The sequence below is a fragment of the Paraburkholderia sp. WC7.3g genome (genome assembly GCF_050436345.1).
GTDB classification, from domain to species: Bacteria; Pseudomonadota; Gammaproteobacteria; order Burkholderiales; family Burkholderiaceae; genus Paraburkholderia; species Paraburkholderia podalyriae.
In genome coordinates, this window is sequence record NZ_JBNDMA010000001.1 from 1911435 (window position 1) to 1931372 (window position 19938).

Consider the following 19938-nt stretch of genomic DNA (forward strand, 5'->3'; position numbering starts at 1 on the left):
CTCGTGGGGCAAATGGGGCGATGCGTTTGTGTGCGACAAGCGGTTCGCGGCGCGTTGCGCCGCGCTCAGATACGCAGCTTCGCTTCGACATAAAACGTGCGGCCGGGATACGGGTGGTAGACGAAGTAGCGCGCATCGAACAGGTTGTCGACGCCGATGCCGATTTCGCTGAGCTTCGTCGGCTTGAACGTGAACTTCGCGTCGGCGACCGTATAGGTGCTGGTGCCGCCGAACACGTTGGGATTCGTGTCGGTATTCGTCAGCGTGTTGTACTGGCGACCCGAGTAACGTGCGGCAAGCGTCAGCGCGGCGCGCGCGTCGAAGTGCCAGGTCGCGGCGAGCGTCGCGCGCCACAGCGGAATGCGGTAAAAGTACTTGCCGACCGATGCCGGATTCTGCGCGTTCTCGAGGATCTTCGACTGCGTGTAGGCGACGCTCGCCAGCAGATCGAGGTTGTGCACGAACACGTCCTCGCCCGAATAGCTCGTTTCGACGCCGCGCGAGCGGACCTTGCCGATGTTCTGGAAGTTCGTCACGTTCGGAATCACGGTGGTGTCGGTCTGACTGAAGATCGTGTTCTTCACGTCGTCCTGAAACAGCGACAGGCGGAACACGCCATTCCAGTGCGCCCATTCGGCGCTCAGCTGTTTCGACAGATCGTCTTCGGGCTGCAGATGCGGATTGTTGTTGACGATCGCGGAGCCATTGATTTTCCCCTGGAACAGTTCGCTGGCTGTCGGGAAGCGATAAGCGCGACCGATCGATGCGCGTAAAGTCAGATCGTCGCTGACATCGAACGATAACGACGCCTTCGGCGAAAAACGACGCTGACTGGCATTGCCGTAGGCGATGGTCGTGCCCGGCAGCGACTGCGCGCCATCGTAGGCTTGCCAGTCTTCATAGCGCACGCCGTAGACGAGCTTCCAGCGCGGCACCAAGCGCCACACGTCCTGTGCATACAGGGCCTGCGTCTGCGTCTTGCCGGTGAACGCGTTGGCGAACGAGGTCGTGTCGCCGTCACGCCAGTCCAGCGTGTTGTAGGTCTGGCTGTCGACGAAGTAGTTGTCGTAGTGGTAGCCGAAGCTCAGTGTGTGATTGCGTGGTCCTGCCTGGTTGATCGCGGGCGTATAGGTCCCGCGCAGGTCCAGCGTTTTCCAACCGGTGCCGTCGCCGAACAGCACGGTGCCGGGGCCATTGCCGGGGCCGCCGGCATTCGCGGTGCGTGCGACGCTATTGCCGATGTCGTAATACGATGCGATCGCCTCGCCGTTCCAGCCGGTCGCGTTGCGCGTTTTCAGCGATACGCCGTAGAGCCAGTTCTCGCTGTGCCCGAGACCCGGCGCAAACGCGGCCGCCGGAATTGTGTAGTGATCACCGTTGATCGACACGTTGCCGCTATACACGGCGTTGCCGTCCGCGTCGCGCAGGAACGTCGATGTTTCGCTGCTGTATGTCTGATGCCAGTAGCCGAGCGTGAAGCCGGCCTGCAGTGTCGGCGTGAAGTCATACTGCATCTTCAGCTTGAACTGGTCCTGCACCGTGTGCTCGATGCCTTCGCCGTTCACGCCGAGCACGGCCGTCGGCGTATCGGTCTGGTTGCGGTAGAAATAGGCGCCGGTGACGGGCTTGTCGCCGGCCTTTGCGGGAGTGGTCGATTGCGCGAGCGTCGCGAATTGCAGCGGCTGACTCGTGTTCTCGAGATGATTGACGCCGAGCCGATAAGAGAACTTGCCGATCCTGTCGCCGATCGACGCGCTCGCTTCGCTTCCGTTGAAACTCCGGTTCACGCCGAACAGGCTGAAGTGCTGCGTGAATGCATTGATGTCGGCGTTCGCTTCGAACTGCTTCGGCATGCGCGTGCTGATCAGCACGGTCGCGCCCAGCGAATTGCCCGGATACAGCGCGGAAAACGGCCCGTAGATTACGTCGACCTGCTGGATTTCGTCGGGATTCACCATCGACCAGCGCGGCGGAAACGAATAGCTATTGCCGAGCAGGTTGCTCAGCAGCAAGCCGTCCGCATAGACGAGGCCGCGCGCGCTCTGCGTATTGCTCGTGCCGCGTACCGCGATGATCGAATTCAGGTCGCCGATAAAGCGCTTGCGCACCGCCAGGTTCGGCATGTACTTGAGCACGTCCTCGCTGTTGACGACGTTCCAGCTCGCGAACTGATCGCGCGTGACGGTTTCGACGGAGGCGGGGAGATTCGGGTCGACGGCACGCGGTGCGGCGCTCGTGCTTGCGCTCGCATTGACGCTGACGGCGGGCAGCATTGCTTCGGCGTTTGCGTCGGCGGCTTGCGCGGATGTTGCGACGAAAGCAGGCACGAAAGCCGGCACGAAAGCTGGCACGAAAGCTGGCACCAGCGCGGGCCAACGAATGGGACGACGAATCGAGCGATGAGCGCAATCGACAGCGTCACGACGGACGCAAGAAGACAGCCTTCGCAGCGCGAAGTTGAACATGAGCGTTTCCTCGATGCATTGAACAGGCGATCGCAGGCCTCGTCGACATCAGCGACGAATCCGCGATCAGGACCGGCAGCGATCAGGAAACGACAGGTGGGGCGCGTGGACGTCCCGACGGGAACGCGCCAAGCGGCGTGAAGCGGGTGGACAGCGTGGGCGGCGCGGTGCCGGCCAGCGGCAGCGCGGCCGTGGGGTCGACGACGGCAAGCGTCGGCATCGCGACGTGATGTTCGAGCAGATGACAGTAGCCGCACGCGCCGAATGCATCGTCGTGGCTCAGATGCACGGGCGCGGGGCTGGTTTGAGCGACGACGCTCGTATCGCTCGTATCGCTCGCGCCGGCCGGATGCAGGGCCGAACACAGCGCGGCAACCGGCTCGTGGGCGCGGGCCGATTCGAGCAACTGACTCACGAGCGGCGCGAACACGACGAGCCACATGGCGACGAGGCCAAGCCATGCGGTCAGGTGGTTGTGCGAGCGTCGAGTCATGATCGTCGAAGAAAAGGCGGGGGCGATTCTAGCATCACCGCGCGATCCTTTCATTCGTCATGACGGCTATAGCGGCGGATTAGACGGTAAAAATGCGCTTATTTCGAGGCGCTGACGCACAGGCGAGTCGCTTATGCTGTGAAATCGCGCGAGGTGCGCGTATCGGAACAACAGCGCAACCGCGCAACGGCGGCGCACCCGCTGCACAACCACGCCGCTGAAACATCGCCACGACACATGACACTCATGCAGACGCCTGCTTGTTCGATTGCCGACATCAACCAGCGGGCCGTGTCGTTATGTTCGGCCGGGCAGTTCGCCGACGCATTGCCGCTCGTCGCGCCGCTGCTCGAAGATTGCACGTTGCCGACCGATCAGCGCGCCGATGCGTTGAACATCGCCGGCACGTGCTCGTTCGCGCTGCTTCAGTGGACCGACGCGGAGAACTATTGGCGGCAGTGCCTGTATCTGAAGCCCGACTACGCGGACGTCTACGCGAGCCTCGGCTCGCTGTTCAGAACGCTCGGCCGCCTGTCGGCCGCGAAATCGACCTATCGGCAACTGGTGTCGCTGCGCCCGCTCGACGCGAACGCGCATCACCAGCTCGGCAACGTGCTGTACGGGCTCGGCTACCGCGCCGAAGCGGAGGCGGCGTATCGGCAGACGGTGACGATTTGCCCCGACCACGCCGAAGCGCACAACGACCACGGCAGCGTGCTGATGGAACTCGGGCGTCTCGCGGAAGCGGACGCCGCATTTCGCGAGGCGCTGACGCTGAAGCCGCAGTATCCGGAAGCACTCAATAACCTCGGCGGTGTGCTGAAGGCGACCCAGCGTCTCGCGGAAGCGGAGCTGGCTTGCCGGCTCGCGCTGGCTATCCGGTCCGAGTACCCGGAAGCGCATCTCAATCTTGGCGCGGTGCTAGTCGATCTCGATCGGGTGAGCGAAGCCGAAGCCGCGTACCGCGAAGCGCTCGTGCATCGAGCGGATTACGCCGAGGCGCATTACAACCTCGGCGTGGCACTGTTCAGGCAGGAGCGTTTCGAGGAAGCCGGGCAGGCTTACCGCGACGCGATTCGCTGTCAGCCTGCGCTTGCCCATGCGCACAACAATCTCGGTTGCGTGCTGCGCGTGCTCGAACGCTTTCCGGAAGCGCTCGACGCGTTCCGGCAAGCGCTCGCGGTGTCGCCGCAACTCGCCGAGGCGCACTCCAACATTGCCAACGCGCTGACGCAACTCGGGCGCTTTGCCGAAGCAGAAAGCGCGTATCGGAAGGCGATTGCTTTAAAACCCGATTATGGCGAGGCGCGTTTCAGCCTCGCCGTGTTGCTGCTCGGCCTCGGCCGCTTCGAGGAGGGCTGGCCCCTCTATGAATGCCGCTATGAGCAGCCGCATTTCATTCATCGAAAGACGAAGACGATGCTCACTTGTCCGCAATGGTCGGGCGAGCCACTCGCGGGCAAGTCCGTGCTGCTGTGGCAGGAAGACGGCCTCGGCGACATGCTGCAATTCAGCCGCTATGTTCCTTTATTGAAGGCATTGGGGGCTGCGCATATCGCGTTTGCGTGCGTGCCGGCATTGCATCGGCTGATCGCGAACGCGGACGGTGTCGATGCGATGCTCGACCACGACGGCGCGCTCGCGCGTGTCGCGACCTACGATTGCTGGACCAGTCTGCTGAGCGTGCCGCTGTATTTACGTACGACGCTGGAGACGATTCCGCGCCCCGTGCGATTGAGCGCCGATGCGGCGCTCGTCGAACGCTGGCGGCCCGCGCTCGATGCGCTGCCGCCCGGCCACAGAGTCGGCCTGGTCTGGAAGGGCAACGCCAGGCATCATAACGACGCGAATCGCTCGATTCCGTCGCTCGCCACGCTCGCGCCGCTGTGGAGCGTGCCGGGTCTGAACTTCGTGAGCTTGCAGAAGGGGCAGGGCGAGGACGAAGCGCGCAATCCGCCAGTCACGCAGCCACTGCTCGACCTCGGCGCGAGCGTGACGGACTTCGCGGACAGCGCGGCGATCGTCGCACAACTCGACCTGGTGATCTGCGTCGATACGTCGATCGCGCATCTGGCCGCGTCGCTCGGTAAGCTGTGCTGGGTGATGCTGCCCGAAAGAGATGTCGATTGGCGCTGGATGCACGAGCGCGACGATTCGCCGTGGTACCCGCATACGCTGCGTCTGTTCCGGCGTGGGCCGGGCGAGGATTGGTCGAACTCGGTCGAGCGCGTGCGGCAGGCCTGCGTCGAGCGCTTCGGTGGCGCGCTATGACGCCTCTGTGATCTGCATGTGATACAGGCCCCACGGCGACAATTCGAAGCGGTCCTTCAGCGGCTTGCCCGCGAGTTCGGGAATTCGGTCCGCGTCGTAGATCGCCCATAACGGCCCTACGCTACCGAGCGCCAGTGGCTTGCCGTCCATTTGCGTCGCGACGATGAAGCGATACGCGCGCACCGTATCGAGCGTCGTCATCACCGCGTAGCCGTCGACCGCGTGCATGACGATTTGTGTGTTGCCCGCGTCGGGCGCACCGGCATGTGCGAGCACGTCGCTGAGCAGCGGTCCGCTAAAAGTATGCAGACGCGAATCGTATTCAGTCGTCGGATGGATCATCACGGTCTTCATGCTGGCGAGCAACGGCAGATCGACGCCATAAGCTTGCGAAAACTTCACCTGATGTTTCGCCAGCAGTTGATCGAAAGCCGGATCGAGCGCGCCGCGATTGCTGTGCTTGATCGCGCCGGAGATCGTCAGGATCACGGGAGAGGGCGCGCATTGCGCGTGCTCGCGCTTCGCGCCGAATGCCGGCGCGGTTGCCGCGCCCAGCACCGCGGCGCTCGTCAGGAACTGGCGTTTGTTCATTACACTTGCTCCGGGTGTCGTTGAGGCGCGTCCTGGCGAGGCTCGCGCGCCCTCTATTGTCGGAGCATTGTCGTGACAGCGGATATCGCCATGCGTTATTTGCGCGTCATTCGCTATGCTATTTCCGCATGCGGTTCGCGCCGCAGCTGGCACGGTTCCTTGCGTGGCGATCCAATCGTTCGACTGGCGCGCGTTTTTCGACAACCTGCCGGACCCCGGCAGCGATAGTTGAGCAAACTGAGCGCTTGAAGCGCTCGAAGCGCTCAGCTCGCGCGGATACTGACCGTGCGCGTCACATCGACGACCGACAGCCGGATTGCGTCGATCAACGCGCGCGCGGCCGGCGACGGCGTGCCTGCCGCGCGCATCGTGAGGCCGATGTCGCGCCTCGTGTTGTGCAGCGGTACGTCGAGCACCACCAGTTGGCCGGACTGAATCTCGTGGTGCAACTGCTGCGCCGACAAGGCCGCCGCCATGTCGGTACCGAGCAGCAGACCGCGAATCACCGCGAGGTCGGCGGTCTCGACCGTCGGCAGCGGCGGTTTGACCTTCATCCGCCTGAATTGCGTTTCGAACAGCGCACGCGCCGGCGCGTTGATGCGCGGCAGAATCCATTGCGCGTCGCGCAGTCCCATGATGGTCAGATCGCGCGTGTGGGTCAGCGGATGATCGCGGCGCACCAGCACCACCATGTCTTCCGACATCAGTCGCTCGTTTCTCAGGCCGCTCGTCGCGTCGTTATCGCGCAGCGCGCCGAGAATGAAGTCGATGTCGCCCGCGCGCAGACCGGCCACGAGCGTCTCGTACGCGCTTTCGTCGGTGACCACGCGCACGCCCGGATTCTCGGAGGTCATCCGCGCGATCGCCTTCGGCAGGATCAGCGTGCGTCCGAGCGGCAACGCGCCGACCGTCACCGAGCCCTGAATCTTGCCGTGCAATGCGGCGATATCGTCGGGTACGTGTCGCAGCTCGTTCAGCGCGCGGCGTACGTGCAGCAGAAACGTTTCGCCCTCGGCGGTCAGCAGAATGCCGCGCGGGCTGCGATGGAACAGACTCAGTCCCGAGCCGCTTTCGAGCACGCGGATCGCCGTGCTCACCGCGGGCTGACTGATGCCGAAGGTTTTCGCCGCGCTCGGCATATGCCGATGCCGCGCGAGCGCCACGAAGAGTTGCAGCCGCCGCGTGTTGAGCAGATACGCCGGCAATGCGCCTTCCGCGACGGGCCGGCGGCGCGTCTGTCGCGCGGCGCACCATTGCGTGAGTTCTTCGAGTTCGGCGAAGATCCGCTCGCAGCGATGCAGCACCGCGCGGCCGACCGGGGTCGGCAGCATGCCCGAAGGACCGCGATCGAACAGCGGTACGCCGAGCGCTGACTCGAGTTCCTGCACGGAACGCGTGACCGCCGACTGCGCGCGAAACAGCGCGGCCGCCGCGCGCGTGGCGCTGCCCATCTCGGCGACGAGCCGGAAAGCGCGCAACTGCGCGAGATTGAGCAGGTCCTTGCCGCTGACCGACAGCGGCGCTTTGGCGACCGCCTGGCTGGTTGCGGCGCAAAGCGTGTCGTTGCTCATGCCGCGCCCGCGATCAGATGCAACGACGGCAGCGACAGATTCAGACTCTCCTTCGAGATATGCGTGCGCTCCTTCATCAACGCATCGACGCGCGCGCCTTCGCCTTTTTTCAGCGCGTCGACGATCGCATGATGCTGACGATGCGCGTATATCAGCATCATCAATTGACGATCGCGCGCGGATTCGTCGAATGCGATCGTGAACGGCGACACGAACGGCACCTTGTCGTTGAGACTGAGCGCGGCTGTGACCGCCTGGTTCTGCGCCGCTTCGACGATCAGCGCGTGAAAGCGGCCGTTCATCTGCGCGTAGCGCACGTCGTCGCCCGGCTGCAGATGCTTTTGCTCGAAGATCTCGTCGCCTTCACGCAGGCATTCGTCGAGCGCGGCGGCTAGCGCGGGGCTCATGCCGTTCTCGGCGACCGAGCGCGCGGCGAGTCCTTCGAGCACGCCGCGCACGTCGATCGCGTTGAGGACGTCACGCACGCTGAAGCGGCGCACGACGTAACCGCGCGAGCCCGAGCGATCGAGCAGGCCTTCCGAAGACAGCACGCTCAACGCATAACGGAGCGGCGTGCGCGACACGCCGAGCATTTGCGCAAGCTGCGCTTCGACGAGCCGCTGACCGGGCGACAGTTCGCCCGACAGGATCTTCTCGCGTAAGGTCTGCACAATCGCTTGCTGGGTCGTCTCGTTCATCGTTTTGTCGCTCTTCGGAAGCACCGCAGTATAGCCACGCGTGCAGCACCGCTCCAAGCCTTAAAACAGTGCGTTGCGAGTTGTTTTCCCGGCCATCTGTTTTATTTATCGCGTGCTGAGTTGCGGGAGCGCGGCGGAAGGCTTGCCGCACGTGCGTTGGGATACCGAGGAAGCCCTGCGCGGCGTGGGTCGCGGCGCGGCTCACCCGCTCGACGAGCGCCCGGATACCGGGTTTTCACCCATCAACCCGGTGCCGCTCGCGGTATACCCGCACTTCCGGAATCGCTGCACAATTTCTATGTTTGTATCCCAAGACGGTCGCGTTGGCTAGCGCATTGAACCCGGCGACCTATCCAATTGGCATCAGCACGAAGTGACGGAAGAGAACGAAAATGGCAAGGATCATTGGTGGTATCGGCACGTCTCATGTACCCACGATCGGGTTGGCGTACGACAAGGGCAAGCAGGACGAACCGGCATGGGCGCCCCTTTTCAAAGGCTACGAACCGGTGGCGCAGTGGCTGGCCGGGCAGAAGCCCGACGTGATGGTGATGTTCTACAACGACCACGCGAACAGCTTCTTCTTCGACTGCTATCCGACCTTCGCGCTCGGCGTGTCGGCCAACCACGAATTCGCCGATGAAGGCGCGGGCAAGCGTCCGCTGCCGGACATCGCCGGTCATCCGGATCTCGCGATCCATATCGCCGAGCAACTGGTCGCCGACGAATTCGATCTGACCGTCTTCCAGGACCGCGCGCTCGATCACGGCGTCAATTCGCCGCTGTCGCTGATGTTGCCGCATCAGGGCGGCTGGCCGGTGTCGCTGGTGCCGCTCGAAGTCAACGTGCTGCAGTATCCGCTGCCGACCGCGAATCGCTGCTACCGGCTCGGCCAGGCGCTGCGTCGCGCGATCGAATCGTTCGAGCAGGATCTGAAGGTCGTGGTGGTCGGCACGGGCGGGCTGTCGCATCAGGTGCATGGCGAGCGCAGTGGTTTCAACAACACCGAATGGGACATGGAGTTCCTCGACCTGATCGTCAACGATCCGGAGCGTCTTGCCGCGATGAAGCACGTCGACTACGTGCGCCTCGGCGGCGCCGAAAGCGTCGAGACGATCATGTGGCTCGCGATGCGCGGCGCGCTGGGCCGGAAGGTCCGCGAACTGCATCGCAACTACTATCTCGCGACCAGCACTGCGATGGCCGTGACGATCTACGAAGAAGAGGTGGCGTATTGAATCCGCAACTGGTTGGCGTCGAAGAACTGACCGGCACCTATCCTTTCGATATCCGCCAGAGCATGAAGGCGATGCGCCTGAACCGCTTTTTCTGGCAGATGCGCGAAGCGTCGGCGCGCGCACTGTGGCTCGAAAACCGCACGGCCTCTTACGATGCGGCCTGCCTGACGCCGGAAGAACGCGCGCTGGTCGACAACACGGACTGGCTTGGCCTGATCCGTTATGGGGTGTCTTTCTTCGTGCTCGAGAAGTTCGCACGCGTGGTGAAGATCACGAATCTCGGCATGTACGCGAGTATGCGCGGCGAAACGCTCGAAGCGTTTCTGAAGACCCGCCAGGTGTCCGACGCTGTTTAAAGGCCGGGCGTCGAAGGCGCGCATCCACGCAGCACGGTCCGCTGGGCAATCCATTTGAAGTTCGGCGGTAGCGTTGACTTTCCGACGCGCCGTTCGGGTTGTTCGGAAACTCGATGCGTTCGGTCAGCGCGCGCCAACGGAAGCCGCGATCCGGTCGGCCAACTCGCCGAGAACGTCGCTCAACGCGGCGGCTTGCGCGGGCGCATCGTGTCCGTTGATCGCGGTGTTGAGCGTCACCTGCTGCCGCTGCGTCGCCTGGTCCGAATGCCCGGCCAACAGGGTCCACTCGGCCTGCAGCGTCAGCGTGCCGCTCGCGTCGGCCGTGGCGTTCAGCACGGTGACGACCAGCCTGCGCGTGCCGGGCGGCGCGGGTGCATCCGGAACTACGAACGACCCGGCAGGCAGGCGCATGAGCAAGTCCTGGGCAAGCGTTCTGCGCATCATCTCAGCGAGCGGAGCGCCCCACCGGTCGCTCTCGTCGATCGTCAGGCGGTTCGGCGCAGCCAGCGTGACGACTTCGAGCCGATCGAGCACCGCGGGAATGTGCACGGCGGTCAGTTGAATCGGTGTCATCGGCGCCATGGCTGCGGGCGCGTCGGCGGGCATCGGGTTCAACGTCACATAGCGTGTCGGGATGCTGTGTCCGCATCCGGCGAGCGTCATCGCCGCGACGGATGCGACCAGCGCCGCCGTCCCGGCGCGCGTCGCGATCGACGCGGCGACGGCGCGTCTGACGGAAAACGTGACCTTCGTGATCATTGAGCCTCCTGCTGCCGGCCACGAACCAGCGCCTCGGGATGGCGGTCGAGATAGTCGGCCAGCGCCCGAATCGAGCGCGCGGTGTCGGTCAGTTCCTGCAACGCGGCAGGCAGGTCGTTCTGGCTCGACGCGTCGCCGCCGAGCGTTCGGTTCGCCGCGGCAACCGTGCGATCGGCCGCGTTCGCGGTCTCGTGCAGTTGCGTGACGAGCGGACCGATCTGCGGCGACACCTGCTGCAACGTGCGATCGATCTGCGCGACGGAGCGGTCGATGTGCGTCAGGCTGTCCTTGATCTGCGGCGACGAACTGAGCGTGTTGATACGCGCGGCGATACTGCGAACCTGTTCGCCGGTTTGCCTGATCGGAAGATCGTCGATTTTCTGGATCACCTCGTTGGCCTTGGCCATCGTCGTGTCGAGATTCGCGGGCGCGACGCTGGGAATCACCGGCAGGCCGTCCTCGCTGGCGAGCGTCGCGGCCGGCGCGCCCGCCACGAAGTCGAGGTTGATCTTGTCGGCGCCGACGACCGGCGGATCTTGCGACAAGCGCGCGCGCAATCCTGTGGCGACGAGGCGGGTGAGCATGCTGTCGACGAGCGGGCGCCAGTTGCCGTTGGCCGGCGGCGGCGCGCCGACGATGCCGAGCTGCGACGGATTCAGCGCGATCTGCACCGGAGTGCTCAGCGCGCCCGTGCGCGCGTCGTAGTTCAGGCGCACGCTAGTGACGGTGCCCACGTCGAAACCGCGCAATTGCACATCGGCACCATTCTTCAGTTCGCCGACGGCGCCGTCGAATCGCACCAGATAAGTGACGACCGGGCCGTGTCCCGGCGCGAGCGCCGGGCGGCGATCGACGCCGTCGAAATGCGACGCCGGTTCGCCGGCCCCCGGCTCCATCACGATCTCGGGGCCGGACAGCACGCCCTTGATCGACGCTGGATCGCTGAGGTCCACGTGCGCGCCGCGCAGGAAAAACTTCGTCTCGCTGCGCAGATACTTTTTTTCGGCGCGATCTATCTTGAGCTCGGCCTGCACATGCTGGCCATCGGGCGCGAGCGTAAGGTCCGATACGGCGCCGACCTTCACGCCGCGCAGCGTGACGATCGTGTCGCCGGCCCTCATGCCGTACGCGTTGTCGAACGTTACGGTGACAGTCTCGCCCTGATGCATCAACGCGCGAACACCGAGCCATCCGGCCATCGCGAAGGCCGCGATCGGCACCGCCCAGATCCAGCCGGGCCACGGGCTGCGGCGCACCTGAGCCTGCGAGCGACGGGGACGGGTGCCGCTCATCGCTTGCTCCGCCCTTGGACGTCCCACATCAGGCGCGGATCGAACGCGTGCGAAGCGGCCATGGTCAGCAACACGACCAGCGCGAACGCGGTTGCGCCGATGGCGGGTCGGGCCGACGCGATGCTGTCGAACTGGATCAGCGGCACGAACGCCGCGATCGTGAACACGTCGACGAACGACCATCGACCGAGCTCGTGGATCAGGCGATACAGATGCGTCTTGACCCGCAGATGCCGACGCGAATGGCGCCGAACGGAGACGACGAACCATGCCATGCCCAGAATCTTCGCCACCGGAATGACGATGCTCGTACAGATGATCAGAATGCCGAGCGGCCACAGGCCCACATGAAACAGCTGGTAGACGCCGTCGATGATCCGGTGCGACTGGGTCTGCCCGAATTGCATCGAACTGGTCATCGGAAAGACGTTGGCCGGGATCGTCAGCACCAGCGCGGCGAGCGACAGCGCAGACGCGCGCACGACGGCGTCGATTTTGCGAGCGCGCAACATCAATCCGCAGCGAGGGCAGGGACGCCCCTCCTGCGACATCGGCACGACCAGATCGCAGACCGTGCAGCACAACGACGCTTCGTGTTCCGGCAACGGGTTGTCCGCCGCGATCGCGCGCCACACGGTTCTTCGATCGAGCGAGGCGCGCGTGAGCATCGACAGCAGTGCCGCGGCGATGAAGCAGTAGCCGCCAGGGCCGATCGTGCCGGTCAGATTCTGCGTCACCCGCGCGTAACCGACGAAGCAGCCGACCAGGTAGACATCGGGCATGGCCCAGATATCGAGCGAGGTGGTCCAGCGAAATAGCGCGCCGATTCTCCTCGTACGCCAGCCGAGCCGTAGCGCGACGAGGACGACCACGAGGCCGCCAAAACGGATGAATGGCAGCACGATACCGAACGTGCCGAGCAGCAGCGCAAGAATGAACCAGCCGCCGTTCCACATTTCGACGATGCCCGACGACAGCAGTGACGAGCGCTCGGCGCCGAGCATGTGGACGTACATCAGTGGCGCGAGGTTGGCGGGAAACAGCAGTACGAAGGTCGACGTCGCGCAGGCGAGCGCCGCGCCCTGACTTCGACCGTTACGCCGCTCGAGCGGAAAGTGACAGGTGCGGCAACGCGCGTAGGAATGTGCGGCGAGCGGCGGGATGTCTTCCAGCGCGCCACATTCGGGGCAGCCGATCGTCATGCGACGTTCTCCATCGGCTGTCCGTTTTCAGGCGGGCAGTGTGTTGCGAAAGAGGCTTCGCCGATCATCCCCTCGACCCCCCAGCGCCGTTTGACGCGTGAATGCACGGCAGGCGCGCTGGCACGCGCCAGTTTCTTGTCCTCCATTAGCAAGGCGCGTTCCCGGGACGACATCGGCACGCCGGGAGACCGCGCGAATGCGCGTTCAGCCGCCTGTTCAAGCGCCCGTTGACGAAGTGGGCTCGGCAATGACCAGCAACCTGGAAGGCAGCGCGTCGGGATGGCCCGGCTTGAACCAGTTCATCTCGGGAATGCGTGAATCGGTCAGGTATATCGTGCCGTCCGGCCCCTCCGCGAACGTATCCGGCCATCGCAAGCCGGGCTCGTGCAGCAGTGTCGTCAATGTCGTGCCGTCCCACACCTTCACCGCGTGCTCTTCCACCGCGGTAATCAGCAGGCGTCCCGCCCGGTCGATATGCAGCCCGTCGGCGGGGCGATGCTCGAGCACTTTCTCGACGCGGCTGCCGACTTCGTCGGCCGCGAGCGCGGTATCGTGAAGCGCTTCGGTCGGCACGCGGTAAAGCGTTTTGCCCTTCATGGCCTGCCAGTACAGATACAGTCCATCCCGGGTCAGCGCGATGCCGTCGGCCGAAAATTCAACGCCGCGTCCATCGGGACGCCGCAACGGTGCGCCGGCTGCATGGACGGTGACGCCCGGATCGATTTGCGTCGATGGATGCCCGTCGAGCACGCGGCGCGCATGCCCGGTGCCGAGGTCGACCATCACGATCGCGCCGCGCGTACCGGAGTCCGTGATGTAGGCGAAACGTCCGTCGGGACTGACGCGCACATCGTTCAGGTAACTGCCCTGAGGCGCGATCTCGAGCGTGAACGCCATGCAGCCGACGACGCTATCCGTCGCAAGATCGATGCGGACCAGTTTAGGGGCGCCCGGTACGACGAACCCCTGGGCCGGCGCGCCAGGGTCGAGGACCCACAGGTTGTTTTGCGAATCGCACGACATCGCCTGCACGCAGACCCAGCGATCCCGCGGGTCCAACTCGTCGCGCCTGGCATTGCGCCAGCCATTCCATCGATCGTCGGGATAGGGACGGACGTCGCCATCGGGCGTGAGTACGCCGACGGAGATCGGCGCGTCTTCCGTCCAGCGCGGGAAGTTGACGAAAATCCGTCCGTCCGGGGCGACGGCGACGCCGGTCACCTGATGCCCGAACGACGCAATCTCGCGCAGATGTGGCCGCGAGCCCTCGTCACCGGCGCTCGATGCAGGCGCGGCGGTCAGCGGAACCCGGTCCGCGGCGCGTGGCATGGCGGTATCTTTCATGGGCTGTCTCCGACACAGAATTGAAATGTCCTTATTCAGCATAGCGAATGCCGCGTGCAAAGATAAAGCGGATCGTCATCCGCGAATTTTTCGGAAGGTATTCGAGGTGATTGCGAACCGCCCTTTATGCAAATTGTTTGACTTTCGCGCGAGCAGAGAACGGCTGGTTGCGCCGCCGTACCGACCGGCCCAATTCGGCAACTTTGACTCTCAGGGTTTCTCCCGCCTCGCATTGGACGCGCAGTGTCACTCGTGCGCTACAGCGCTCATTTGCAAAGAAAAAATAATGCCGACGTCAAAGGAATGTGCTAAAAAATAGCAATTGCACGCGCACAAGAAATAGCCACGCGTGCAAGTAAAAAATTCGACTTTCAATACTCTTAGTCGGCCGCGAGGTGGATCATGAGAACAAGGACGCTTTGGGGGCTCGGGGTGACGACGGTCGCTTCGGCGCTAACGCTGCAGTGTTATCCAGCGTGGGCCGACGGACCCGAAGCGGCGTATGCGTCCGACGACGAGGTGCCGGCCGGCTCGCTCAGTCCGAACGAGTACATGGTCAATGCGGATGGCATGAAGGAAGATCCGAATGCGAAGATGTCGGACGTGGCCCGCGCGTATCGCAATGGCTATGTCAATCGCGGCAAACAGGATCAGGCCGATTACCAGGCAATGATCGACGCGCACAATCACGGTCAGCGGCGACCCGCCAAGACCGATGTCGCGCGGGTCGACGTGCCGCCGCTGCCATCAGGCGTCCCCGAAGACGATAACTCGAAGTACACGAGCATTCCGCCGCAACCTCGGAAGCCGCAGCCGGCCCAGTACGCGCAACGTCAGGTGCCGCAACCGCCGCCGCAACAGCAATATCAGCAGGTGTACCAGCAGCCGCAATACGCGCCGCCGCCCATGCAGTACCAGCAGGCGCCGGCCTACGCGCAGATGCAACCGGTCTATGCCGACAACCAGCCGGTGTACGTACGGCAGGACTATCCTCAGCCGCCCGTGCCGCCCGTGCAATACGTGCCGATTTATCCGCAGCAGTACGATGAAATGTCGCCGGTCGTGGAAACGGTGGTTCAACCCGCCGCGCCTGTCACTTATCAGGTTTATCGTCCGCCGGTCTACTGGGCGCAGCCGCGCGTGTATGCGTATCGCGCACCGGTCTACAGCTATCGTATGTGGCGTTGAGGTATGACGCGTGTCGTGGCGGCTTTCCGCAAGAATGGAGCGCCGCGGCGCCGCGGCGACTACTCGCGCGCATCGATTGAATGCTCAATAGAAAGTACTCAGCCCGGCGCATTCGTGTCGGGCTGAGTACTTTCTATTATTCGCGTGGCGCTAATGACCGCTGGCACCTCTCGTGCGCACATTCAGACGGTTATTCACCTGTCTGACTCCGCGCACCGATCTGGCGACACTGCCGGCGCGCTGCACCTGAGCGCGCTGCGGCACCCAACCGGTCAGCGTCACGATGCCGTGGCGCGTCTGCACGTGAATCGCCGTTGAATGCAGGTTCGGTGTGCGTGCGAGCGCGCGCCGCACGTCGCGCGCGAGTTCGCTATCGGGTCTGTTGCGAGCCGTCGACGCCGCGATGGATTGGCTTGGCGCGGATGCATCGTTCGGCATCGCGCCATTGGTTTGCGCATTCGCACAGGTCGCTGTGCCGATTGCAATCACTGCTGCGGCAATCGCGCCGATTATGGTGCGCGCGCTGTCTTTTCTCACATGTCCTCCTGTACCGCCTGGGTTGAACCACGCGCGAGTCTTTCCATTAGCGCGTGATGCCGCGCATGCGATCGAGGCCGAGTGGATGTCGATGTGGTTCTGCCAGACTTTACCGTATTGGCGCCATCAATCGCCTGTATGATGGCGGGCTCGCGCCCGGACCAGAGCCCCGTGCGGGCGGCCTGCGCGGATCGCGCGCCGTCTGCCGCGCCCACCGGGCCGCAACGCATCCATTTACGATTAGCCAGAGGAAGACCGCGATGACGGCTGCAACGCAATTCGACCAGGTTTCTGTTGTCAAACGAGCCAACGTGTACTTCGATGGCAAGTGCGTGTCGCACACCGTGCTGTTCGCCGACGGCACGCGCAAGACGCTCGGCGTGATCCTGCCCGGCACGCTGAACTTCGGCACCGACGCGCCGGAACTGATGGAAGTGCAGGCGGGCACATGCCGCATCCGCCTCGACGGCAGCGACGAGTGGAAGACCTATGGCGCGGGCGAATCGTTTTCGGTGCCGGGCAAGAGCCGCTTCGATATCGATGTGGTTGAAACGCTGGACTACGTTTGCAGCTATCTGTAAGCGGTTTTTAACGCGCGTGCGATGGGATAACGCCTGTTGCACGCGTCGGGATGGTTTGGGGAATTTTGGTTGGCCTTTTCTTGATTTGTTATCGGTCTATTTGCGTTGCCCCTGTGCGGGGCGGCACTCACTTTCTTTGCTGCTGCAAAGAAAGTAAGCAAAGAAGACAGCTAAAACCGCAAACTCCTAAGTGGGTCCCTTGGCTTGGAGGGGGTAGTGGTGCATCTGGAATCTGTGCTCCCGCACATTCGGCGCTAGTGACAAAGCCGTCATCCTTCCCACTCCGCACTGCGTACGTCGCGGACGGGTCTGCCAGGGAAACCAACGGTTTTGCCCGCGCAGCAGGGGCCGTCGACTACGCCTCGGCGATGCGCCGAAACAACCGGTGGTTTTGGAACGGGGTTTCGGCGCGCGCAGCGCCGCCGGAAGAATGACTGCCTTGTCAGTAGCGCCAAATGTGCGGGAGCACAGATTCCAGATGCACCACTACCCCCTCCAAGCCAGGGGACCCGCTTAAGAGTTTGCGGTTTGAGCTGTCTTCTTTGCTTACTTTCTTTGCAGCAGCAAAGAAAGTGAGTGCCGCCCCGCACAGGGGCAACGCGAATAGACCGATAACAATTCAAGAAAAGGCCAACGCCTCAAAAACAGAGAAAAAAGAAGGGTAAAAACCATACAATTGGCAGGACCTTACGCCATCTCTTTCGCCACAATCTCCTCGATCACCTGCACGAATTGCTCGACCGGCTGGCCACCGGTCACCAGATAGCGACGGTTGAAAATGATCGACGGCACCGATTGAATGCCCATTTCCTGATTGTTCTTTTCCGCTTCGCGCACTTCGCCGGCATACGCGCCGCTCGTCAGCACGTCACGTGCTTCGCTGGCGTCGAGTCCGACCGACTCCGCCGCTTCGACCAGCACGTCATGATTTCCCGGATTCTTGCCGTCGGCGTGATACGCGCGCAATAGCGCGAGCTTCAGCGGCAACTGTTGGCCCTTCAGGCCGGCCCAATGCAGCAGGCGATGCGCGTCGAACGTGCTGTAGGTGCGTGTGCGCGGTCCGAAATCGAAGCCGACGCTCGCGCCGCGTTCACGGATCATCGCCTGCGTTTCGGCGATTTGCGCGGCCGTGCGGCCGTATTTCTTGCCGAGATACTCGACGATGTCTTCGCCGTCCGGTCCCATCTGTGGATTCAGTTCGAACGGATGCACGACGATACGCGCGTCGATCTTGTCCTGAAGCCGCGCGAGCGCGAGCTGCAGCGACGACAAGCCGATCGCGCACCACGGGCAGGCGATGTCCGAAACGAAATCGATGGTGAGCTGCTGTTTCATGGTTGTCCCTGGCGAAATGAACTGCGATGCAGCCTAAAAAATGCGGCCGTCACAATACCAACAGCGTAGCGTGAATCGTTCGCCCGCGCAGCGCGGCCGAATTCGACCGCAAGACCCGGAGTGTTTTCCCGCCACCACACTCGTACACTAATCTCATCGAGCCACTTTCACGGCGCGGGCAACGAGCCCGGCCGCCCCCGATCGACGATGAACGCAATCGCTCCGACCCAAACGATCCACCAACGCGTCGACGCACTCGACTGGCCGCGGATCGAACACGATCTCGATCAGTACGGTTGCGCGCCCGTGCCGCAACTGTTGACGTCGCGCGAATGCGACGCGCTGAGCGCGCTCTATGCACGCGACTCGCTGTATCGCAGCCGCATCGTGATGGCGCGCCATGGCTTCGGCCGCGGCGAATACAAGTACTTTGCGTATCCGCTGCCGCCGCTCGTCGGCGGCTTGCGCGGCGCACTGTATCCGCGCCTCGCGCCGATCGCGAACCGCTGGAACTTGGCGATGGGCATCGACGTGCGCTATCCGCCGAAGCACGCGGACTTCATTCGACGCTGCCACGACGCCGGCCAGGTGCGTCCGACGCCGCTGATCCTGCAATACGGCGAGGGCGATTACAACTGTCTGCATCAGGACCTGTACGGCGAACACGTGTTCCCGCTGCAGGTTGCGGTGCTGCTGTCGGAGCCGGGGCGCGACTTCACCGGCGGCGAGTTCGTGATGACCGAGCAGCGTCCGCGCATGCAGTCGCGCGCTGAAGTCGTGCCGCTCGCGAAGGGCGACGCGGTCGTGTTCACCGTGAACAGCCGGCCCGTGCAGGGCACGCGCGGACCGTATCGCGTGAATCTGCGGCATGGTGTGAGCCGCCTGCGCTCGGGGCATCGGCATACGATCGGCATCATCTTTCATGATGCGTTGTGAGGACCGCGGTCGGGGCAATGGCGCAACCCTGGCCGCCGTGAGACGATAACGGCCACGATTGCGGCGAGCCGCCGCCATTGTCGTCAGACCCGTCGCTTCGTCCCATGGAAAACCTGCTCAAGAAACTCGACCTCACTTCGCTGCGCCTGTTCGTCGCCGTATGCCAGGAGCGCAATATCGCGCGCGCGGCCGAGCGCGAGTTCATCGCGTCGTCGGCGGTGAGCCGGCGCATTGCCGAGCTCGAGGCGCTGATCGGCCTGCCGGTGATTCAGCGGCAGTCGCGCGGCATAACCGTGACGCCGGTCGGCGAAACCGTGCTGCGCTACGCGCTCGCGATCATCGGCAATATCGAGCAGATGAGCGCGGAGCTGTCGCGCTTTTCGGCGGGCGTCAAAGGGCGCGTGCGGGTGGTCGCGAATCTGTCGTCGATCGTGCAGTTTCTGCCTGAAGACGTGGCCGCGTTCGGCCGCGCGTTTCCGGATGTATCGATCGAACTCGAAGAAGAAAACAGCGCGGACGTGCTGCGTATCGTCGACGAACACGGCGCGGACTTCGGCATCTGCAATCCGGTCGCGGGCAGCGAGGCGTTCGAGCAGTTGCCGTACCGGCAGGACCGGCTCGCGGTGCTGGTGCCGGGCGGGCATCGGCTCGCCAGCGCGGCGCGCGTAGGTTTCGACGATCTGCTGCACGACAGCTTCGTCGGCCTGCGCAGCGAAAGCGCGCGCTCACGCGTCTGCTCGCCCAGCAGGCCGCGAGCGCGGGCCGGCAGCTCGACGTGCGAATGCGCGTGAGCAGTCTCGATACGCTGTGCCGGATGGTGCATGCGGGGCTCGGCATCGCGATCGTGCCCGAGCCGGTCGGACTGATGTACGTGAACACGCTCGACGTGCGGCTGCTGCCGCTTGCCGACCCGTGGGCGGAGCGCCATCTGATCATCATCTTCAAGGCACGCGAGCAGTTGAGCGCGAGCGCGGCCGCGCTGGTGTCGTTCCTCGGCAATCAGCCTTAGACGGTCGCACATACACACGGACGTCGCACCGCCGCGCAACCTCGAGCATTCGCGAAACGAGACGGCAGCGTT

Annotated in this window: 17 protein-coding genes and 1 pseudogene; 7 read left to right on the plus strand and 11 right to left on the minus strand. The window is 63.8% G+C overall.

Annotated elements, in window-relative coordinates:
• Window positions 1–65: 65 nt before the first annotated feature.
• On the minus strand, window positions 66–2465 hold the full coding sequence (locus tag OKW43_RS08880) for a TonB-dependent receptor (RefSeq protein ID WP_429446630.1): 2400 nt from the start codon (window positions 2463–2465) through the stop codon (window positions 66–68).
• Between the two features lie 82 nt (window positions 2466–2547).
• Complete coding sequence (locus OKW43_RS08885) at window positions 2548–2958, minus strand: DUF2946 domain-containing protein (protein WP_429446632.1); 411 nt, start codon at window positions 2956–2958, stop codon at window positions 2548–2550.
• A gap of 237 nt (window positions 2959–3195) precedes the next feature.
• Here OKW43_RS08885 and OKW43_RS08890 point away from each other — a divergent pair, with 237 nt between their 5' ends.
• Window positions 3196–5229: a tetratricopeptide repeat protein gene (locus OKW43_RS08890; RefSeq protein ID WP_429446634.1), complete on the plus strand. Its 2034-nt coding sequence runs from the start codon at window positions 3196–3198 to the stop codon at window positions 5227–5229.
• Here OKW43_RS08890 and OKW43_RS08895 read toward each other — a convergent pair.
• The 3 genes from OKW43_RS08895 to OKW43_RS08905 form a co-directional block, all read right to left on the minus strand.
• A complete protein-coding gene (locus OKW43_RS08895) occupies window positions 5224–5820 on the minus strand; it encodes a molybdopterin-dependent oxidoreductase (RefSeq protein WP_187635812.1) in 597 nt (198 codons plus the stop codon). The genes OKW43_RS08890 and OKW43_RS08895 overlap by 6 nt on opposite strands.
• 263 nt (window positions 5821–6083) lie before the next feature.
• Entirely contained in the window at window positions 6084–7391 is a 1308-nt protein-coding gene (locus OKW43_RS08900) for a LysR family transcriptional regulator (RefSeq protein WP_429446636.1), read from the minus strand.
• Window positions 7388–8089, minus strand: coding sequence for a GntR family transcriptional regulator (locus OKW43_RS08905; protein WP_429446638.1), 702 nt, complete (start codon window positions 8087–8089; stop codon window positions 7388–7390). Before OKW43_RS08905 ends, OKW43_RS08900 begins: the two co-directional genes overlap by 4 nt.
• Before the next feature lie 392 nt (window positions 8090–8481).
• Here OKW43_RS08905 and OKW43_RS08910 point away from each other — a divergent pair, with 392 nt between their 5' ends.
• Complete coding sequence (locus OKW43_RS08910) at window positions 8482–9327, plus strand: gallate dioxygenase (protein ID WP_187635815.1); 846 nt, start codon at window positions 8482–8484, stop codon at window positions 9325–9327.
• A complete protein-coding gene (locus OKW43_RS08915) occupies window positions 9324–9683 on the plus strand; it encodes a protocatechuate 3,4-dioxygenase (RefSeq protein ID WP_429446641.1) in 360 nt (119 codons plus the stop codon). Before OKW43_RS08910 ends, OKW43_RS08915 begins: the two co-directional genes overlap by 4 nt.
• 123 nt (window positions 9684–9806) lie before the next feature.
• Here OKW43_RS08915 and OKW43_RS08920 read toward each other — a convergent pair whose 3' ends face one another.
• The 4 genes from OKW43_RS08920 to OKW43_RS08935 all read right to left on the minus strand — a co-directional run bounded on the left by OKW43_RS08920 (window position 9807) and on the right by OKW43_RS08935 (window position 14280).
• Window positions 9807–10442, minus strand: a complete 636-nt coding sequence (locus OKW43_RS08920; RefSeq protein ID WP_429446643.1) for a PqiC family protein — start codon at window positions 10440–10442, stop codon at window positions 9807–9809.
• The gene (locus tag OKW43_RS08925; RefSeq protein WP_429446645.1) at window positions 10439–11734 is read right to left on the minus strand and encodes an MlaD family protein; all 1296 of its coding nucleotides are present in this window, start codon (window positions 11732–11734) and stop codon (window positions 10439–10441) included. Before OKW43_RS08925 ends, OKW43_RS08920 begins: the two co-directional genes overlap by 4 nt.
• The gene (locus OKW43_RS08930) at window positions 11731–12936 is read right to left on the minus strand and encodes a paraquat-inducible protein A (protein ID WP_187635819.1); all 1206 of its coding nucleotides are present in this window, start codon (window positions 12934–12936) and stop codon (window positions 11731–11733) included. Before OKW43_RS08930 ends, OKW43_RS08925 begins: the two co-directional genes overlap by 4 nt.
• 216 nt (window positions 12937–13152) lie before the next feature.
• The gene (locus tag OKW43_RS08935) at window positions 13153–14280 is read right to left on the minus strand and encodes an L-dopachrome tautomerase-related protein (protein WP_429446647.1); all 1128 of its coding nucleotides are present in this window, start codon (window positions 14278–14280) and stop codon (window positions 13153–13155) included.
• 402 nt (window positions 14281–14682) lie between these two features.
• Here OKW43_RS08935 and OKW43_RS08940 point away from each other — a divergent pair, with 402 nt between their 5' ends.
• A complete protein-coding gene (locus OKW43_RS08940; protein ID WP_187635822.1) occupies window positions 14683–15468 on the plus strand; it encodes a hypothetical protein in 786 nt (261 codons plus the stop codon).
• A 150-nt stretch (window positions 15469–15618) separates the two neighbouring features.
• Here the strand turns inward: OKW43_RS08940 and OKW43_RS08945 are convergent, their stop codons facing one another.
• Complete coding sequence (locus OKW43_RS08945; protein WP_187635823.1) at window positions 15619–16005, minus strand: BON domain-containing protein; 387 nt, start codon at window positions 16003–16005, stop codon at window positions 15619–15621.
• Between the two features lie 260 nt (window positions 16006–16265).
• Here OKW43_RS08945 and OKW43_RS08950 point away from each other — a divergent pair, with 260 nt between their 5' ends.
• The gene (locus tag OKW43_RS08950) at window positions 16266–16586 is read left to right on the plus strand and encodes a pyrimidine/purine nucleoside phosphorylase (RefSeq protein ID WP_187635824.1); all 321 of its coding nucleotides are present in this window, start codon (window positions 16266–16268) and stop codon (window positions 16584–16586) included.
• Between the two features lie 687 nt (window positions 16587–17273).
• On the opposite strand, the gene OKW43_RS08955 is transcribed toward OKW43_RS08950, so the two are convergent.
• Window positions 17274–17921 carry a DsbA family oxidoreductase gene (locus OKW43_RS08955; protein WP_429446650.1) on the minus strand — a complete coding sequence of 216 codons (648 nt, stop codon included), beginning with the start codon at window positions 17919–17921 and terminating at the stop codon, window positions 17274–17276.
• 207 nt (window positions 17922–18128) lie between these two features.
• Here OKW43_RS08955 and OKW43_RS08960 point away from each other — a divergent pair, with 207 nt between their 5' ends.
• Window positions 18129–18857 carry a 2OG-Fe(II) oxygenase gene (locus OKW43_RS08960; RefSeq protein ID WP_429446652.1) on the plus strand — a complete coding sequence of 243 codons (729 nt, stop codon included), beginning with the start codon at window positions 18129–18131 and terminating at the stop codon, window positions 18855–18857.
• Between the two features lie 104 nt (window positions 18858–18961).
• Window positions 18962–19866, plus strand: a pseudogene (locus tag OKW43_RS08965) (LysR family transcriptional regulator).
• Window positions 19867–19938 lie beyond the last annotated feature (72 nt).

What these genes read in the sequence shown, in the direction of transcription:
- OKW43_RS08920 (WP_429446643.1), bottom strand. Translation starts at nt 10,442, where the DNA reads ATGATCACGAAGGTCACGTTTTCCGTCAGACGCGCCGTCGCCGCGTCG.
- OKW43_RS08935 (WP_429446647.1), bottom strand. Translation starts at nt 14,280, where the DNA reads ATGAAAGATACCGCCATGCCACGCGCCGCGGACCGGGTTCCGCTGACC.
- OKW43_RS08950 (WP_187635824.1), top strand. Translation starts at nt 16,266, where the DNA reads ATGACGGCTGCAACGCAATTCGACCAGGTTTCTGTTGTCAAACGAGCC.
- OKW43_RS08905 (WP_429446638.1), bottom strand. Translation starts at nt 8,089, where the DNA reads ATGAACGAGACGACCCAGCAAGCGATTGTGCAGACCTTACGCGAGAAG.
- OKW43_RS08895 (WP_187635812.1), bottom strand. Translation starts at nt 5,820, where the DNA reads ATGAACAAACGCCAGTTCCTGACGAGCGCCGCGGTGCTGGGCGCGGCA.
- OKW43_RS08900 (WP_429446636.1), bottom strand. Translation starts at nt 7,391, where the DNA reads ATGAGCAACGACACGCTTTGCGCCGCAACCAGCCAGGCGGTCGCCAAA.
- OKW43_RS08885 (WP_429446632.1), bottom strand. Translation starts at nt 2,958, where the DNA reads ATGACTCGACGCTCGCACAACCACCTGACCGCATGGCTTGGCCTCGTC.
- OKW43_RS08910 (WP_187635815.1), top strand. Translation starts at nt 8,482, where the DNA reads ATGGCAAGGATCATTGGTGGTATCGGCACGTCTCATGTACCCACGATC.
- OKW43_RS08930 (WP_187635819.1), bottom strand. Translation starts at nt 12,936, where the DNA reads ATGACGATCGGCTGCCCCGAATGTGGCGCGCTGGAAGACATCCCGCCG.
- OKW43_RS08890 (WP_429446634.1), top strand. Translation starts at nt 3,196, where the DNA reads ATGACACTCATGCAGACGCCTGCTTGTTCGATTGCCGACATCAACCAG.
- OKW43_RS08940 (WP_187635822.1), top strand. Translation starts at nt 14,683, where the DNA reads ATGAGAACAAGGACGCTTTGGGGGCTCGGGGTGACGACGGTCGCTTCG.
- OKW43_RS08880 (WP_429446630.1), bottom strand. Translation starts at nt 2,465, where the DNA reads ATGTTCAACTTCGCGCTGCGAAGGCTGTCTTCTTGCGTCCGTCGTGAC.
- OKW43_RS08925 (WP_429446645.1), bottom strand. Translation starts at nt 11,734, where the DNA reads ATGAGCGGCACCCGTCCCCGTCGCTCGCAGGCTCAGGTGCGCCGCAGC.
- OKW43_RS08955 (WP_429446650.1), bottom strand. Translation starts at nt 17,921, where the DNA reads ATGAAACAGCAGCTCACCATCGATTTCGTTTCGGACATCGCCTGCCCG.
- OKW43_RS08960 (WP_429446652.1), top strand. Translation starts at nt 18,129, where the DNA reads ATGAACGCAATCGCTCCGACCCAAACGATCCACCAACGCGTCGACGCA.